This is a genomic window from Sphingobacterium sp. UBA1897 (assembly GCF_002337775.1).
Lineage (GTDB): Bacteria > Bacteroidota > Bacteroidia > Sphingobacteriales > Sphingobacteriaceae > Sphingobacterium > Sphingobacterium siyangense.
On the sequence record NZ_DDGR01000040.1, the window covers coordinates 1 to 16664 of the forward strand.

The 16664-nt window shown below is 38.9% G+C and carries 13 protein-coding genes; 6 read left to right on the forward strand and 7 right to left on the reverse strand.

Annotation, left to right across the window (positions count from 1 at the left end):
• The first annotated feature begins 299 nt into the window (after positions 1-299).
• On the forward strand, positions 300-1250 hold the full coding sequence (locus tag B4N43_RS24205; RefSeq protein ID WP_286736745.1) for a TIGR01212 family radical SAM protein: 951 nt from the start codon (positions 300-302) through the stop codon (positions 1248-1250).
• 141 nt (positions 1251-1391) lie between these two features.
• Here B4N43_RS24205 and B4N43_RS24210 read toward each other — a convergent pair whose 3' ends face one another.
• Complete coding sequence (locus B4N43_RS24210; RefSeq protein WP_120333203.1) at positions 1392-1859, reverse strand: nucleoside triphosphate pyrophosphohydrolase family protein; 468 nt, start codon at positions 1857-1859, stop codon at positions 1392-1394.
• Positions 1860-1953: 94 nt separating this feature from the next.
• Positions 1954-3570 (reverse strand): pseudouridine synthase, encoded by a 1617-nt coding sequence (locus B4N43_RS24215; protein WP_286736747.1) that lies wholly within the window; start codon positions 3568-3570, stop codon positions 1954-1956.
• A gap of 242 nt (positions 3571-3812) precedes the next feature.
• Between B4N43_RS24215 and B4N43_RS24220 the strand changes: the two genes are divergently transcribed.
• Positions 3813-4625 carry a lytic transglycosylase domain-containing protein gene (locus tag B4N43_RS24220; RefSeq protein WP_075994195.1) on the forward strand — a complete coding sequence of 271 codons (813 nt, stop codon included), beginning with the start codon at positions 3813-3815 and terminating at the stop codon, positions 4623-4625.
• A 110-nt stretch (positions 4626-4735) separates the two neighbouring features.
• Here B4N43_RS24220 and B4N43_RS24225 read toward each other — a convergent pair whose 3' ends face one another.
• Both B4N43_RS24225 and B4N43_RS24230 read right to left on the reverse strand, forming a co-directional pair.
• Positions 4736-5389, reverse strand: coding sequence for a LolA family protein (locus B4N43_RS24225; RefSeq protein WP_201667214.1), 654 nt, complete (start codon positions 5387-5389; stop codon positions 4736-4738).
• A gap of 1 nt (position 5390) precedes the next feature.
• Complete coding sequence (locus tag B4N43_RS24230) at positions 5391-8126, reverse strand: FtsK/SpoIIIE family DNA translocase (RefSeq protein ID WP_286736748.1); 2736 nt, start codon at positions 8124-8126, stop codon at positions 5391-5393.
• A 272-nt stretch (positions 8127-8398) separates the two neighbouring features.
• Between B4N43_RS24230 and B4N43_RS24235 the strand changes: the two genes are divergently transcribed.
• A complete protein-coding gene (locus B4N43_RS24235; RefSeq protein WP_286736750.1) occupies positions 8399-8908 on the forward strand; it encodes a GNAT family N-acetyltransferase in 510 nt (169 codons plus the stop codon).
• A gap of 120 nt (positions 8909-9028) precedes the next feature.
• On the opposite strand, the gene tyrS is transcribed toward B4N43_RS24235, so the two are convergent.
• Complete coding sequence (gene tyrS, locus B4N43_RS24240) at positions 9029-10312, reverse strand: tyrosine--tRNA ligase (protein WP_286736752.1); 1284 nt, start codon at positions 10310-10312, stop codon at positions 9029-9031.
• 103 nt (positions 10313-10415) lie between these two features.
• Here tyrS and B4N43_RS24245 point away from each other — a divergent pair, with 103 nt between their 5' ends.
• Together B4N43_RS24245 and B4N43_RS24250 are read left to right on the forward strand one after the other, a co-directional pair.
• The gene (locus B4N43_RS24245) at positions 10416-11099 is read left to right on the forward strand and encodes an ACP phosphodiesterase (RefSeq protein ID WP_145327939.1); all 684 of its coding nucleotides are present in this window, start codon (positions 10416-10418) and stop codon (positions 11097-11099) included.
• A gap of 80 nt (positions 11100-11179) precedes the next feature.
• Positions 11180-12874 carry an amino acid permease gene (locus B4N43_RS24250; protein ID WP_286736753.1) on the forward strand — a complete coding sequence of 565 codons (1695 nt, stop codon included), beginning with the start codon at positions 11180-11182 and terminating at the stop codon, positions 12872-12874.
• A gap of 89 nt (positions 12875-12963) precedes the next feature.
• Here the strand turns inward: B4N43_RS24250 and rlmF are convergent, their stop codons facing one another.
• Together rlmF and B4N43_RS24260 are read right to left on the reverse strand one after the other, a co-directional pair.
• The gene (gene rlmF / locus B4N43_RS24255) at positions 12964-13875 is read right to left on the reverse strand and encodes a 23S rRNA (adenine(1618)-N(6))-methyltransferase RlmF (RefSeq protein ID WP_088162950.1); all 912 of its coding nucleotides are present in this window, start codon (positions 13873-13875) and stop codon (positions 12964-12966) included.
• Positions 13876-13952: 77 nt separating this feature from the next.
• On the reverse strand, positions 13953-15899 hold the full coding sequence (locus B4N43_RS24260) for a KUP/HAK/KT family potassium transporter (protein ID WP_088162949.1): 1947 nt from the start codon (positions 15897-15899) through the stop codon (positions 13953-13955).
• Positions 15900-16158: 259 nt separating this feature from the next.
• On the opposite strand from B4N43_RS24260, the gene B4N43_RS24265 reads away from it, so the two are divergent.
• Positions 16159-16593, forward strand: coding sequence for a T9SS type A sorting domain-containing protein (locus B4N43_RS24265; protein WP_088162948.1), 435 nt, complete (start codon positions 16159-16161; stop codon positions 16591-16593).
• Positions 16594-16664: the final 71 nt, after the last annotated feature.

Below are 16664 nucleotides of genomic sequence, written 5' to 3' on the forward strand. Positions count from 1 at the left end.
GCTTCTTTCGTTTAAATACTTTCCTTGTGAAGCATCTCGCCTGTTCTAGAACTCCCGTATCTAGGTTTTTTGTATATTGCTGTAAATATTACTTACTGGCCATATGAGAAATTGTTTGATCATCGTCTGCCTTCTCTTGTTTAATTTGAGATTAGGTATTTGCCAAGACAGACAGGATTACATTTTTGTTTCCTATGAAAACTATCTTCCAACCCCCAAGATAGGTATTGTTGATTTAACATTTGATCCTGAGAAAGTAATGGTCACATATGATTTTTATTGAGTAACTTTGCAGCGCAATGGGTACATTATTGGACAACGGAATTAAACCGTATAATCATTACGGGGCTTATTTAAAGCAAAAGTATAACGGACAGAAAGTGTTTAAAGTGATTGTGGATGGTAATTTTACTTGTCCCAATCGTGATGGTAGTAAGGGTTATGGTGGTTGTACTTACTGTAATGTAGATTCTTTTACACCGGATACTGCCCGGAAAATTCCTTCGATACAGGAGCAGGTAGAATCGGGTATTGAAAGAGCACGTAATAGCTATGGCGCCGAGAAGTTTATTATTTATTTCCAACCAAATACAAATACATATGCGCCGACGCATCTACTGAAAATGATGTATGATGAGGCCTTAAGTATTGATCCTGAAAATACTTTGGGGCTTTCTGTTGGTACACGTCCTGATTGTTTGGATTTTGAAAAGATTGCATTGTTGGAGTCTTATACAGATCGTTACGATGTGGATTTGGAAATGGGTATGGAATCGATCTACAACGATACATTGGAGCAGATCAATAGAGGCTGTTCTCACGACGAATTTGTTCAGGCCATGGATATGCTGAAAGATACCCCTTTGGAGCTTTGTGTACATACAATCTTTGGCTTCCCATGGGAATCTGAAGAAATGATGTTGAAATATGCAGATGAAATCAACCGCTTTCCACAGATTAAATTTGTGAAGCTGCATCACCTACATATTGTGGAGGGATCTATTATGGGGGTTAAGTTCAAACGTGAGCCCTTTGAACTTTTTTCGATGGAAGGTTACACAGAGTTCTTAGCGAAGTTTATTCCTCGATTGCGTCCTGATCTGATCATTCAACGTATTTTCGGGATTGCAGATAAAGAATTGTTAATTGCCCCGAACTGGGGCTTACCGAAATCAGGTATTCAAACATACATCGATAAGGGATTGGAAGCGCGGCAGGTCGTGCAGGGAAGTCTTTTTAGTCGCCCCTGATATTTTCCTACTCTTTTGATAGATCACTGTATGCTATCGCGTTTAATGAATATATTCCGCGCTATAAAAACAGCAAAGGCTTCTCTAAAGAAGCCTTTGCTGTTTACCTGCAAAAAATAGGGTACGATCACCATCTTTTATTTAGCCTTCAACAATCGTTTTTAGATCGGCTGGAGAATAATTGATAGATTTTAACGTTTTATTGTCGGCTGTTCTGAATACCAGAAATTTGCCATCAACTTCTTTATAATAGGATTCTACACCTTTTAATTTATAGTGCTCCTGTGTAGCGATGGCTTCTGCTTCGTCTTTACATGCCTTGCTCATATTGGAACGTTGAACTTCATCAAAAAGAGCTGAGAATTTATCTTTTAAGCCAAATTCTAATACCGCTCCAGCAAGTACATATTGAATGTCACATAGGGCATCTGCAATCTCTACCAAATCCTTATCCTGGATGGCTTCTTCTAATTCTTTTAATTCCTCAGCGATCAACGATACCCGTAAGGCACATCTTTGTTCAGATGGAATAGTAGGGCTGTCTAGAATTGGATGTTGGAATGTTTTATGGAATTCCGCAACGGATGAAAGTGTTTTCGGATCAGTCATATTCTTTGTTGTTTTATTTGAAAGAGCAAATATAAAAAATAAAGGACGGTTAACTGAATGACCGTCCTTTATTTTTATTTATCTTCTTAAGCGATTAAATCAGGTGCTTTAATTGCACGATTTCACGTTCCTCTAAATATCTCCAACGGCCACGTGGAAGGTCTTTTTTCGTTAAGTTTGCATAAACCACACGGTCCAATTTAACGACTTCATATCCTAATGACTCAAAAATACGACGTACGATACGATTTTTGCCCGAGTGGATTTGGATGCCAACTTCACGTTTTGATCCACCTTGAACATAGCTCAAGTCATCGGGTTTGATTACACCATCTTCTAATTCGATACCAAAACTGATTTTGTTAAAATCACCTTGTGTAAGGCTTTTGTTTAACTCGACATTATAGATTTTGCTGATGCTGTTGCGCGGGTGTGAAAGTTTTTCAGCGAGACTACCATCATTTGTCATTAAAAGAAGTCCCGTCGTGTTTCTGTCAAGACGACCAACAGGATAGATTCTTTCTTTTGTCGCTTTAGAAACTAGTTCCATTACGGTATGACGCTCCTGAGGATCATCTGTAGTCGTGATATAATCTTTTGGTTTGTTCAACAAAACATAAACATTTTTTTCACGTTTTAATCGTTCGTTGTTGTAACGGATTTCATCTGTTGCAGGATCTACCTTAGTACCCAATTCTGTAACAGGTTCTCCATTTACCCAAATGACACCAGCAGTGATAAGCTCATCAGCTTTACGTCTTGAACAAATACCAGCATTGGCGATGTAACGATTTAAACGAACTAAGCCGTCATCCTCTGCATCCTCTGCTTTTTTCTTTGGACGTTTAATATATTGTTTATCACCAAAGTTTTTGTTGTCATCAAAATTTCTACTTCTTTCGCCATCAAACTTTCTGTTAGAAGGTCTTGAAGAGTCATTTCTGTCTGAACGTTTGAAACTGTCTCTTTTATCAAAAGAACGCTCCGATCTATCAAAAGATCTTGGAGTGTCATTTCTATCTGAACGTCTGAAGTTATCTTTTTTATCGAAAGAACGCTCTGAACGGTCAAAAGATCTTGTGGAATCACTTCTGTCTGTACGTTTGAAGTTATCTTTTTTATCGAAAGAACGCTCTGAACGGTCAAAAGATCTAGTGGAATCATTTCTGTCCGTACGCTTGAAGTTATCCTTTCTATCGAAAGAACGCTCTGAACGGTCAAAAGATCTTGAGGAATCATTTCTGTCTGTACGTTTGAAACTATCTCTTTTATCAAAAGAACGCTCTGAGCGGTCAAAAGATCTTGAAGAGTCATTTCTATCGGAACGTTTGAAGTTATCTTTTTTGTCAAAAGAACGTTCTGATCTATCAAATTTATTGAAGGAATCTTTTTTGTCAAAAGATCTTGAAGAATCATTTTTATCAAATGAGCGTCCTCCTCTACCAAAGGATTTTTCTGAATTATCTTTTGAACGGAAGGAATTGTTCTCTCCTCGGAAGGGAGGTTTGTCTGAGAATTTTTTAGATCCGAATGATCTGTTCTCACGATTATCATCTTTTCTGAAAGAACCTCTTTCAGATTGGTCATTCGACCCATATGATTTTTTTCCGAAACTATTGTTCTTATCGCCTCTAGATTTGAAGCTATCTGAGTTGCCTCGTGACTTTCTGGAGTTGTCATCACGACTGTTCCTTTTATTGCTGAATGGCATTGTGTTTTGCTAAAATGTGAACCACAAAGTTAGGTATAATTTTGGGTTTTGCGAAAAAATCCTTATCTTTTTGTCTTTTCTTGAATTTGCTGCGTTTTTACGCCAAAAAAGCCACTTTAAGTTGTCTGTAATGTAACTATTTGTTTTTTAAATAAATAGTGTTTACCTTTGTACCCTTGAATTTGAACCAAGCTATTTTTTGATCGATTGGAGTCGTGGATAGGATAGCATTAAGGGAGTGAATGATAAGAAAGAAAGTTTTATGTAGTAGTTTGATTTTGTTTGCTTTATTGCTGTCAAAATTATACTCAACCCCACACAACAACGCTTCAAACGGCGATAAGATCGTTGAACCGAAGCTCGTAGTAGTTCCCGCTCATCATGGGGACGAAGAAGAAAAAAAAGAAAAAAGCAATTCGTTTGAATCTTATATGAATTCATTGACATTTGCCGAAGATTCATTACCGATGGATCGTCCGCTTGTGGAAAGTAAATTGCGCAAATTTTTCAATCGATTCTCGTTTAAAAAAACAGGATCATACGATATGCACAAAAAGGCAGAGACCTATTTGCCTATGATCGCAAAGATCCTTAAATCACATGGTATTCCGGAGGATTTTAAGTATATCCCCTTAGTGGAAAGCGGGCTTAGTAAAGCTGTTGTTTCATCTAAGGGAGCTGGTGGTTATTGGCAGTTTATGCCAGCAACAGCGCGATTGTATGGATTGAAAGTCAATGGTACAGTAGATGACCGGAAAGACCTTGTTAAATCTACACATGCTGCTGCCAGATACCTGAAATACCTGTATGCCCAATTTGGAAACTGGACCTTGGTAGCTGCAGCATATAATGTCGGTGATGGTAGTTTAAGAGGTTCTATAAGGAGACAAAAAAAGGACGACTATTTTGCATTGAAATTGAATAATGAAACGGGTTCGTATGTGTACAAACTTGTTTCTATGAAGGAAATTATCGAACATCCGCAAAAGCATGGTTATTCGCGTTATGCAAACAAAGAAAGCGAGACTTTGGATAAGGAACCCAATATGCTCTAAAATTGCGTCAAGTACAATAACGATTGAAGCACCATAAAAAAGGCTTTCCAATACTGGAAAGCCTTTTTTATGGTACTGTGTTTAATCAGTGTTATGGCGTCGATAGATTTTTATCTTAAATCGACGATTTCAAAACCTTTGTAATCATTTTTGTTGAATACAAATAGACTACCTGAAAGCGCTTTATTGCCTTCTTGCGAAGTTAATGTATAGGTATAGCGATTACCACTTTTATCAAAAACGGTCGTATCATAGATCAGGTTGCTTGCCTTATTGATACGCAGCTTTATCTTTGAATAGTTTTTTTTGCTATCGAGCGGACTTAATTCAACAACACTTAGCGTAAGTCCCTTTACCTTTTCAGTATTGGTCAAGGTATATTTAAAACCGCTGGTGTAGAAGCTGAATATGTTTGTTGGATTGATCTCGTTGGTCGAATTGCTTGCTTCTGAGATTTCCACTTCCTTTTCGGCTTTCATGATATTCCACTGTGTCTTGGAATCCGATATCAATACTTGATTTTTGGTATTGACCTGGTACTTGTTGTTACTCTTGTCCAGGTATATTGTTCCAGCGTCAGTATGTGAACCACCATTAGCTTGTTTAATAGCTAATGAGAAGTTGGCCTGTATTGTTTTGTATGCATTGTACTTTTGGCTTACTTTCGTCAGTAATGCTTTAGCAGCGGCATCATTTTGTGCATAACTGTTTTGGCTGTATGCAATAATTAGCAAACCTACCATAAACCACAATTGTTTTTTCATCTTAGTTGTCCTTTCTTAACGTCTCCAAAAATTGTTCTAATGAATACTCATCTGGATAAAGTACCTCGCGGGCCTTACTTCCTTCAAATGGACCTACAATTCCAGCAGCTTCCAATTGATCGATGATTCGTCCTGCTCTGTTATAACCCAATTTTAATTTACGTTGGATTAATGACGTAGAGCCTTGCTGATGCATGACAATCAATCGGGCAGCTTCTTCGAACAACTGATCGCGGTCTTTGGGATCAAAATCCACACTACCAGAACCATCTCCGTTTTCGTCTACATATTCCGGAAGCATAAATGCCGAAGGGTAGCCTCGTTGTGCACCGATGTAGTCGGAAATTTGTTCAACCTCTGGCGTATCAACAAAAGCACACTGAATACGTATCAAATCACTTCCAGTCGCTAGAAGCATGTCACCTCGACCGATCAACTGATCTGCACCGCCTGTATCTAGAATGGTCCGTGAATCGACTTTCGATAATACACGGAATGCAAGACGTGCAGGGAAGTTGGCCTTGATTGTACCGGTAATGATATTGACAGAAGGACGTTGGGTTGCAATAACCAAGTGAATCCCTACCGCACGGGCTAATTGTGCTAATCGTGCAATCGGTGTTTCGACCTCTTTTCCTGCTGTCATCATTAAGTCGGCAAACTCATCAACAATAAGAACGATATATGGTAAGAATCGATGACCCTCCTCAGGGTTTAATCTGCGATTGATAAATTTTGCATTATATTCCTTTAAATTCCGTACCTGCGCATTTTTTAACAAATCATAACGTTGATCCATTTCTATACACAGAGAATTTAAGGTATTGATTACCTTCTTCGTATCGGTGATAATTGCATCTCCGTCGTCAGGTAATTTTGCGAGGAAGTGGCGCTCTACTTTTTTGAATAGTGAAAGTTCCACTTTCTTAGGGTCAACAAGGACAAATTTTAGTTCGGCCGGATGCTTTTTATACAGTAAAGAGGTCAGAATGGCGTTGATACCTACTGATTTACCTTGTCCGGTCGCTCCCGCAACTAGAAGGTGAGGCATTTTAGCTAAATCGGCAATATAGACTTCATTGGAAATCGTTTTACCTAAAGCAATCGGGAGATCCATGTCTGTTTTCTGAAACTTCTCCGTAGCAAGTACTGATCGCATGGATACCATTTCCGGACTGGAATTCGGTACCTCAATACCGATTGTTCCCTTTCCAGGCATAGGTGCAATAATCCGTATACCCAATGCCGCAAGACTTAAGGCAATGTCATCTTCCAGATTTTTGATTTTTGAAATCCGCACACCTGGTTTTGGTATAATTTCATACAAAGTTACCGTTGGACCTATAGTTGCTTTGATACTTTCGATCTCGATACTGTAGTTTCTCAGGGTATCAACAATCCTGTTTTTGTTCGCTTCGAGTTCCTGTTGATTGATGGTAATTTTACCACCACCATAGTCCTTCAATAAATCCAATGCCGGATGTTGGTAGCCAGAAAGATCCAATTTTGGATCATATTGTCCGAATTGGGCTACAAGGTCACTGGCAGTAATCTCTTTTTCCTCTTTGATATCCTCAACGACCAGGCCTGGTACTGCATCGGGTTCGATGGCAGCTTCTGGCTCTTGTTGAGGTTCTGCTTCAATTTTCGGTGCTTGATATTCCCGGATTAGCGGTAAGTCTTCCGCTTCAAATTCTTCATTCGGCTGATCAATTGTAAAACTGATTGAAGGTGTATTCTCTGTTCGTTCCAGCGGACTGTCGTCGAACGAGAGTACCACTTTGTCTTTCGGATCAATTTGTACTTCAGGTACGGGGTGATGTGTAAAGGCAGGGCGTTGAAGTTCTTCCTGTATATCTTTTTCACGAGCAGATTGAAATCGCTCATTGATTGATGTTGGCCGTTGAAAAGATTCCCGTACAGATTGGATGGAATCATCTTCAATATGAATTTTGTTTCTTAGATTTTGTGGAGCGTATTCATCTTCATCCTCATCGTCCATATCTTCGGAGAATGACTTGGATTTCCTGTTACTGAATAGGACAAATTTAAAATCGAGGTTGTAAAGTAAGATTAATGTCGTCAGGTAGGCAAAAGCCAATATACAGCCAACGCCGACAATACCTACTTGTGCTTCCAGTAATTTATTGGTCCAAAAACCAAATTTCCCCTCGAGCATATGCGGTGTATCTGCCATAAATCCATGTAGGAAGCCTAATGTTACCGAGATAAAAACGATTGCAACAAAAGAATAGACCACAGTACGGTACAATGGAAGTAATGATTTCTTGAACAATAGGCGATATCCTAAAATGAATAATACCGGGATAAAGAGAAAAGATGCGACGCCAAACCATTCGTACATGAATTGGTTGGCAAGCAATGCGCCAAATTTCCCTAGTTTATTATCGACAACGGGTAGATCAACAGCTTCATCATGAATTTCTTCTGTAGATCTGAATAATGTCGACCATCCGCCATTGGTTTTTGCGATATAACTTTGATCGTCTTCCCAAGTGAATAAGTAGGAGACGAAAGCTGTAGCAAATGCCAATGAAAGCAAGATCAATAAAATCCCTAATATCTTGACAGCCTTTTGCTGTGCATCAGAATAATCTCTTGGTACACTATTTTTTTGACTTTTTTCTTTTTTAAATGTTGTTGATTCCTTTTGAGGGGCACGTTTGCCGGAAACTGAATTTCCTGTCTGCCTAAATGTATTTCCTTTGTTTGACATTGAAAAGCTCACAATTATACTGCTTACAAACTTAGTTATTTTGATAGTATTTTAAAGATGCTGATGGCCTATTATTTTAAGTTTGTCGTTTTTTATGAATGAATAAATTTAGATGTAGCTAAAAAGCTAGATAGCTATAATGACTAGCAAATACTATGCCCTGCAAATAGGTTTGATCAAAGAATGTGCATATCTATACAGATTGCTGTTTTGGTGTATTCTTTGGAGTTGCTGTAAAATATGTAGTTTTACGAATAAAAATAAGAGATAGGATGAACAAGTTTGAAATACGAAAAGCGACATTGGCTGATAAAGGACGGATTTGGGAAATTATACAACAAGCAATTGCCCTCAGGAAAGAACAAGGCAGCCGACAATGGCAAGATGGTTATCCGAATGAAGATGTGGTGCAGTCGGATATTGATAAGGGCTACGGGCATGTCGTTGAAGTGGAGCATAGGATTGTAGGTTATGTTGCTGTTATTTTTGATGTCGAACCTGCTTATAATGATATTGACGGAAAATGGTTAAGTGATGGACCTTATGTCGGTATACACCGGTTGGCCTCGGCGCAGGATCCGCATATGAAAGGTGTGGGAACGGGAATCATGTCTGGGGTGGAGAAGATCGCGGTTGATCATGGGGTTTATAGTATTAAGGTGGATACTAATTTTGACAATGGAGGAATGTTGCATGTGTTCGAAAAGCTGGGGTATCAATATTGTGGGGAGGTACATTTTAGAGGAGCGTCGCGTAAGGCATTTGAAAAACTATTAAAATAACCGGACCGATTTTTTAGCGGAAGAAGAACAGCTTTGGATTGCATAAAGAAGTCCCTTTTGATTTGTTCAAAAGGGACTTCTTTATACTTATGGATTATTAAATCAGGATATTGCTGATCACTAATCTGCGATAATCAGGTAATAATTCTTTTTACCGCGTTGTGCAACAATATATTTATTGTTTACAAGGTGATTTTCCGTAACTGACTCTTCTATATCAGTTGCTTTTTCTCGGTTGATAGAAACTCCGCCGCCCTGAAGCATTTTGCGGGCTTCACCTTTGGAAGGGAATACTTGTGTCTGAACAGCCAGTAAATCAAGAATATTGATGCCTGCTGCAAGGTCCGCTTTAGCGACCTGAAATTGAGGAATGCCTTCAAATACCTCTAAAACAGCCTCGTGATCTAAGTTGTTCAAAAATTCTAAAGAACCATTACCAAAAAGAAATTCAGAAGTTTTGATCGCAGTTTCGTATGCTTCTTCGGAGTGGGTACGAATGGTGATATCTTTTGCCAGTGCTTTTTGAACTAAACGTAAGTGTGGCGCTGCATCATGTTCTGCAATAATAGACGCTATTTCGTCTTGAGGTTTGAGTGTGAAAATTTTGATCCAGTTTTTAGCATCATCATCTGACGTATTCAACCAAAATTGGTAATATTTATACGGAGAGGTTTTCTTTGGATCTAACCATATGGCACCAGATTCGGTTTTTCCAAATTTCTGACCATCGGCTTTTTTGATTAATTGTGTGGTGATTGCATAAGCTGTTCCCTGATCTTGGCGACGAATCATTTCACTTCCTGTTACAATGTTACCCCATTGGTCGGACCCACCCATTTGAACTTTACAGTTATGATGCTTCCAAAGGTAGTAGAAGTCATATCCTTGAATCAATTGGTAGGTAAACTCTGTAAATGAAAGACCATTGTCGCCTTCCAGACGTTTTTTTACCGAATCTTTAGACATCATATAGTTAACGGTAATCATTTTACCGATATCACGAATAAAATCCAAAAATTTAAAATCTTTGAACCAGTCGTAATTATTAACCATTTGGGCGTCATTTTCACCTTCTCCAAATTCAAGAAATTTGCCTAACTGTTTTTTCAGACAAGCTACATTATGCTGTAAGGTAGCTTCGTCCAACAAGTTACGCTCTGCAGATTTGAAAGAAGGGTCTCCGATCATTCCTGTCGCTCCTCCAACCAGGGCAACAGGTTTGTGGCCTGCATTTTGGAAGTGGATCAAAGTCATGATCTGCGTCAAGTGTCCTACGTGTAGAGAGTCGCCTGTGGGATCAAAGCCGATATAACCAGCGACTTTTTCTTTATTCAGTAAGTCTTCAGTGCCTGGCATAATATCTTGCAACATGCCTCTCCAACGTAATTCTTCTACAAAGCTCATTGTTAAATGGATTTAATTTTTTAATTTACAAGATGCAAAGATAGGAGATTAAGCGTATATTGAGCGAATAATTCCATATAAAAGCACACGCTAATAAGCTGGTATGAATTTTTTGTCACATTTCTATTTTGAGCGGTTTGCAACCAATGCCGAACGTATTGTAGGTGGATTGTTACCCGATCTATTAAAAAATGCTGATAAATCCTTTATGCTAAAGCCACGTCAGTATGAAGATGAGCTTTTGGACAATCCTTTACTGGAGCAATTGTATATAGGTTGGAACCGTCATATCGAGGTCGATCGCCTGTTTCACAATTCACCTTATTTTTTTCATCATACACATCAATTGAAACTAAAAATACAGTCTAGTTTAGCGGGGCTGCCTATCCGGCCGTCCTTTATGGCGCATATCGCGTTGGAGCTATTGCTGGATCATATCCTAACACAAAATAAAGCGGTCTCCATCGATAAATTCTACGCTGCACTAATGCATGTCAATGAAGACGCTGTTCGGAAGTTTTTGAAAATTAATCAGCTGAATGATATTCCTAAGTTTGAAAAGTTCTATCATCAGTTTATTGAGTGGAAGTATATTTATGACTATGCTGAGGTAGAAAAAATTGCAGGTGCACTTTTCAATATTTGTAAACGATTGTGGCAATTTGAAGTTTCAGTGGAGCAAAGACAGCTTCTGACAGAACAGTTGATTTCCTATTTACATACGCAGATGACCGATTATCAGGAAATTTACCAGTATATTCAATATGAGCTGGTGGACTTTAATTAGTCTATCGGAAAATACCAATAGTATAAGACCTTGAAAATATTTATTTTCGCATAATTTTAAGTATCAAAAACTAAATTTACATGTCACATAGACTTTTTCGGAAGAAAAGTGTTGATCAGATTCTGCATGACACTCAAAAAGAGGGGGGGACAGGCCTTGCAAAGGTATTGGGGGTAACAGATCTGGTTTCGTTGGGTATCGCCGCTATTGTAGGGGCTGGAATCTTTAGCACAATTGGGTTAGCGAGTTATGAAGGTGGGCCGGCAGTATCACTGCTTTTCGTTTTTACAGCTTTTGCCTGTGTTTTTACGGCATTGGCCTATGCGCAATTTGCCAGTACAGTTCCTGTTTCAGGATCAGCGTATACGTATGCTTATGTAGCTTTTGGTGAGTTGTTTGCATGGATTATAGGTTGGGCATTGGTCTTAGAATATGCTGTTTCCAATACGGTTATTGCCATTTCCTGGTCGCAATATTTTGTCTCCATGCTGGAGGGCTTTGGTCTTCACATACCGGCTTGGTTATCCATGGCACCAGGCTATGCTTATGATGCTGTAGACAAGATGAACCAACATGGCGCGGCGGCTCTGACCGCAATCGACCAACATGGTCTGGATGCTTTTAATAGTGCGCCACGAATTGGGGGACTGCCTATTATTTTCGATTTACCAGCAGGTGTCATTACATTTTTGGTCACTTGGTTGGTTTATATCGGAATCAAAGAGTCCCAGAAAGCAAGTATGGTCATGGTTATGATAAAGGTGGCAATTATCCTGGCTGTCATTTTTGGGGGTATATTTTTCATTAAACCTGAAAATTGGACACCTTTTGCACCGAATGGTCTCAAAGGTGTACTCGGAAGTGTGGCCGCGGTTTTCTTTGCCTTTATCGGATTCGATTCGATCTCCACAACTGCCGAAGAGTGTAAAAACCCACAGCGCGATTTGCCTAAGGCAATGATCTATTGTCTATTGATTTGTACTGTATTATATGTTGCCATTACCATGGTCTTGACGGGGATGGTTAACTATACCGAATTAAATGTGAAGGATCCACTTGCTTTCGTATTTAAATATGTCGGCTTTGACCATATGGCCGGAATTATATCGGTGACCTCTGTGATTGCCATTACCAGTGCCTTGCTGGTGTATCAATTGGCTCAACCAAGAATTTGGATGACTATGAGTCGGGACGGTTTGTTGTGGAAGAAATTCGCGACGATCCACCCAAAATATAAAACACCTTCTTTTGCCACTATTGTAACAGGTTTGGTGGTTGCTATCCCTTCGTTATTTTTTAAAATGGACTTCTTTGTGGATCTAACGAGCGTGGGCACCTTTTTTGCCTTTATCCTTGTTTGTGCAGGTGTATTGTATATGGATTATTCGGGCTTATCTGCAAAATCCAAATTTAAAGTCCCTTACATCAATGGTAAATATTTAGTTGGTGCGGGGCTACTGATCGCTATTGTGCTTATTTTTAGCTATGCGCACGAGACGATTCAGGAGTGGAAATCGCTCTCCATCCTGGAAATTATAGAACATAAAATGTTGGTCATTATATTTTGGTTAACCTGGCTTGGCCTGAGTATTTATAGCTTTAAAATGAACTTTTCGCTATTGCCTGTCGTTGGTATCCTGATCAATTTGTATTTGATGACGGAATTGGGGGCAAGTAACTGGATAATATTTGTGATCTGGCTCGTAATCGGATTGGCTGTATATTTTATGTATGGCTATAAACATTCAAAGTTAAATAAACAGGCGCAAGTATAGTATATGAGAAGCGTCGTACAATAATGGTTCAAAGAAAAGGAGCTATCTGCATAAAAGATAGCTCCTTTTCTTTGAATATCGTGGACGTATTAGAATCTCCACAAAAGGATTCGGCTTACCTTATTGCCTTGTTCCATGCGGATCACCTCGGTCTCTTTTACACTTATTTTCTTTAGTTTGTGTTGTAGAAAGCGAATGTCTTCGCGGTGAGCAACTAATGTTGTGAACCATTTTACTTGATCTTTGTGAAATTGACTTTCAAAGATCATGCGTGACAAGAAAGCTTTTTCACCACCATCACACCACAACTCGCTTCCTTGTCCAGAAAATGCTTGTGTGACAGGTTTTTCGTCTATTTTAGCTTCTTTAATGCCTGTAGTCTTACGGATTGACTGCTGTAAAGCCTCGGTTTGAGAGCTAAAAAATGGGGGATTACAGATTACCACATCATATTTCTCACCTGGAAGGATAATATCTTTGAATATGGCTTTCGGGTTATTTTGTAGACGGATTTGTATACTCTTTTTTAAGCTCATATTTGTCCGTGTTATCTCGATTGCATTTTTGTATGCGCTCTTGATAATTTCAGATCCTACAAAGCTCCATCCATACTCCTGATGCCCGATGATGGGGTAGATACAATTTGCACCAACACCGATATCGAGTATATGGATATTTCCACCTTTTGGAATCTCACCATTATTATCCCTTGCAAGCACGTCTGCGATGTAATGAATATAATCTGCTCGGCCCGGGATAGGGGGGCAAAGATTCTCTTTGGGAATATCCCAGTGTTGAATGTGGTAATATTTTTTTAGAAGCGCCTTGTTTAACGTTTTAACAGCATCGGGATTGTTAAAATCGATGGATTTTACGTTATAAGCATTTTCTATAACAAAATCTTTGAGCGAAGGTTCGACTTTGCTCAATTCTTCAAAATTATAGTTATCGAGATGTCTATTTCTAGGGTGTAATTTCTTTTTTGGATTAGCGTCTGCCATGATGTATTATTTGCAACAAAAGTAATGCAATTCTATTGAATAAAAAAGGTGATGCTTGGGCATCACCTTGAGGAGTATTAATCTTTCCGTATGAGATGGACCTCTGAAGTCTGAGGAAAATTGAGTGGAACCCGCTCAATTGTAACGAAGCTGGAATCTAAACCGAAACCTTTTTCTTCGGACAAACTCATTTTTTTGAGGTAACCATAGATGTCCATAATTACCTTCTCTATCCATGTCATTTGGTTGGTTTTGGAGAGTACTTTTTCCAAAACAACAAACTTAAAGTCACCTGGAATATTGTGTTTACGTAAAGTGTCGTATTGACTGGTAATATCAATTTCACCTTTTTTTACCATTTCCTCAACTACTTTTCTGAACAGCAGGCTGATGCGCTGTTCTTCTCTAAAGCCAAGTTTAAAATCAACGCGTATTAACTTACCCGGGATAAGCTGATCGATCGAATACTCTTTTGTATGTGGATGATCCATCACATCAACGTGGACGAGCCAATATACATCCGCACGTTTTGGTTTTTTATTAATAATTGAATAAATAATTTTAGCCTCTATCTCGGATTTGAAATTTGCACTTGTCAGATACACCAAATGTGATGCATATGGAGGAACCGATTTATCCTCGCTCAATTCGGAGATAATTGGGTAGTATTTGTTGATGTTAATGAAGTTAACGAAACGATTTTTAATTTTTCGCGCCGTGTACCAGCAATACATTGTTCCAAATAACGCAGTGGCAAGCATCAAGGTTAACCAACCACCATGCGCTATTTTGACACCATTTCCTATTAAGAACGTTAATTCAATAACAAAATAAGCAACCAAAAATACCGCAATAAGCACGCGATTGACCTTTTTCATGGCGAGGAAGTATCCCATTAAGATTGTGGTCATCAATACCGTTAAATTGATCGCAAGCCCATAGGCTGCATCCATTCGGCTTGATTCTTCAAAAACCCAGATGACGATCATACAGCCGACCCATAAAATTAAATTGATGGATGGTACATACAATTGTCCTTTATGTTCGCTGGGGTAGCGGATAGCCACCTTAGGCCATATATTCAAACGTACGGCTTCCGAAATTAGGGTATAAGAGCCAGATATCATGGCTTGACTGGCGATGACCGCTGCAATCGTTGCGATAGCGATACCGTAACCGATAAACCAATCGGGCATGATTGAATAGAACGGATTTTCACCCCCTAGAACACGTCCTTCCTGTGTTAATAACCAGGCTCCTTGCCCGAAATAATTTAGTATAAGTGTGATTTTTACGTAGATCCAGCTGATGCGGATATTGTTTTTACCACAGTGTCCCATATCCGAATACAATGCTTCGGCGCCTGTAGTACATAAAAATACTGCACCGATCAATAATAGTGAATGGGGGTAAGTAATTAAAATATGGAAGGCATAGTAAGGGTTGATTGCTTTCATCACTTCCGGTGCGAGGTGAAGATGAGATAAACCAATTACACCGATGATGGAAAACCAGATGGTCATTAATGGACCGAAAACCTTTCCTACAACGGATGTTCCAAATCGTTGAATAATAAACAATAGGGAGATAATTGTAACTACAATAGGTACTGTAGGTAATCCTGGGAATTTGAGATCCAAACCTTCAATAGCCGAGGATATTGTGATGGCAGGGGTGATCATTCCGTCGGCTAATAAGGTCGCCGCACCGATCATCGCTGGAAAAATTAACCAAGGGGCACGCTTGCGTACCAATGAATAAAGGGATAGGATACCACCTTCACCTTTATTGTCCGCCCGGAGAGTGATCCAAACATACTTTACTGTTGTCTGGAGGGTCAGTGTCCAAAAAACACAGGATAGCCCGCCCAAGACTAAGTCTTTTTGAATGGCTCCTTGTCCCATGATTGCTTTGAAAACATACAATGGAGAAGTTCCGATATCTCCAAAAACGATTCCTAAACTGATCAATAATCCGGCGAAACTCACCTTATTGATACTGTTGTGATGACTGTTGTCTGCCATTTATCAATTATTTTATTTCAAAATATACTGCAAAAATATACTTTTTGCCTGTACTTTAAGTAGGTACATTTCCTGCGCCAAATTTTAGCATTTACTTTGACATGCGCAAGAGCTGTTAAAATTTGTTAAAAGAAACTTAGAATGAATCTATTTGCTGAAAAACTTTTAAACAAAATACTAACTTTGTTGTTGATAATTCAAATAGTTAGCGTTATATTTGATTAAACCGTAACCAGTATTTGAAGTCTAATTTAACACTATGGGGAGAAATCTACTTAAAGCAGCTTGTTTAACACTTTTATCCGCACTGACATTGTGCAGCGGGGTGACTCGGGTGTATGCAAAGTCTCCTTATGACCATACTATTTCGCAACATATTTGGGACGGTACTGAGGCATTTGGGGAAGACAACAACATCAAGGACACAGAGAAACTTATCAATAATGTGAAGGTTTTCTATAATCCGATTGCGGAGCAAATAAATCTTTCTTTTAAATTGGCAAAATCGTCGAGTGTCTCTATTAAAGTAATGGATGCATTGGGCAATGAGATTCTCCAATTAATGAATGGCAACCTAGATTCAGGAATTCAAAATCTTTCCTTTGAGCATGGCGGAAAATTAACGACAGGGTTTTACTTTGTACGGGTAGTCGCTGGTTCAGAAACTGTGGTGAAAAGATTTTCTGTTCGATAAGAAGGTAACATATTTCGATAAAAAGGTAGCTTGTAATATAAGTTTACGCGTTAACATAAAACAGCAAAGGG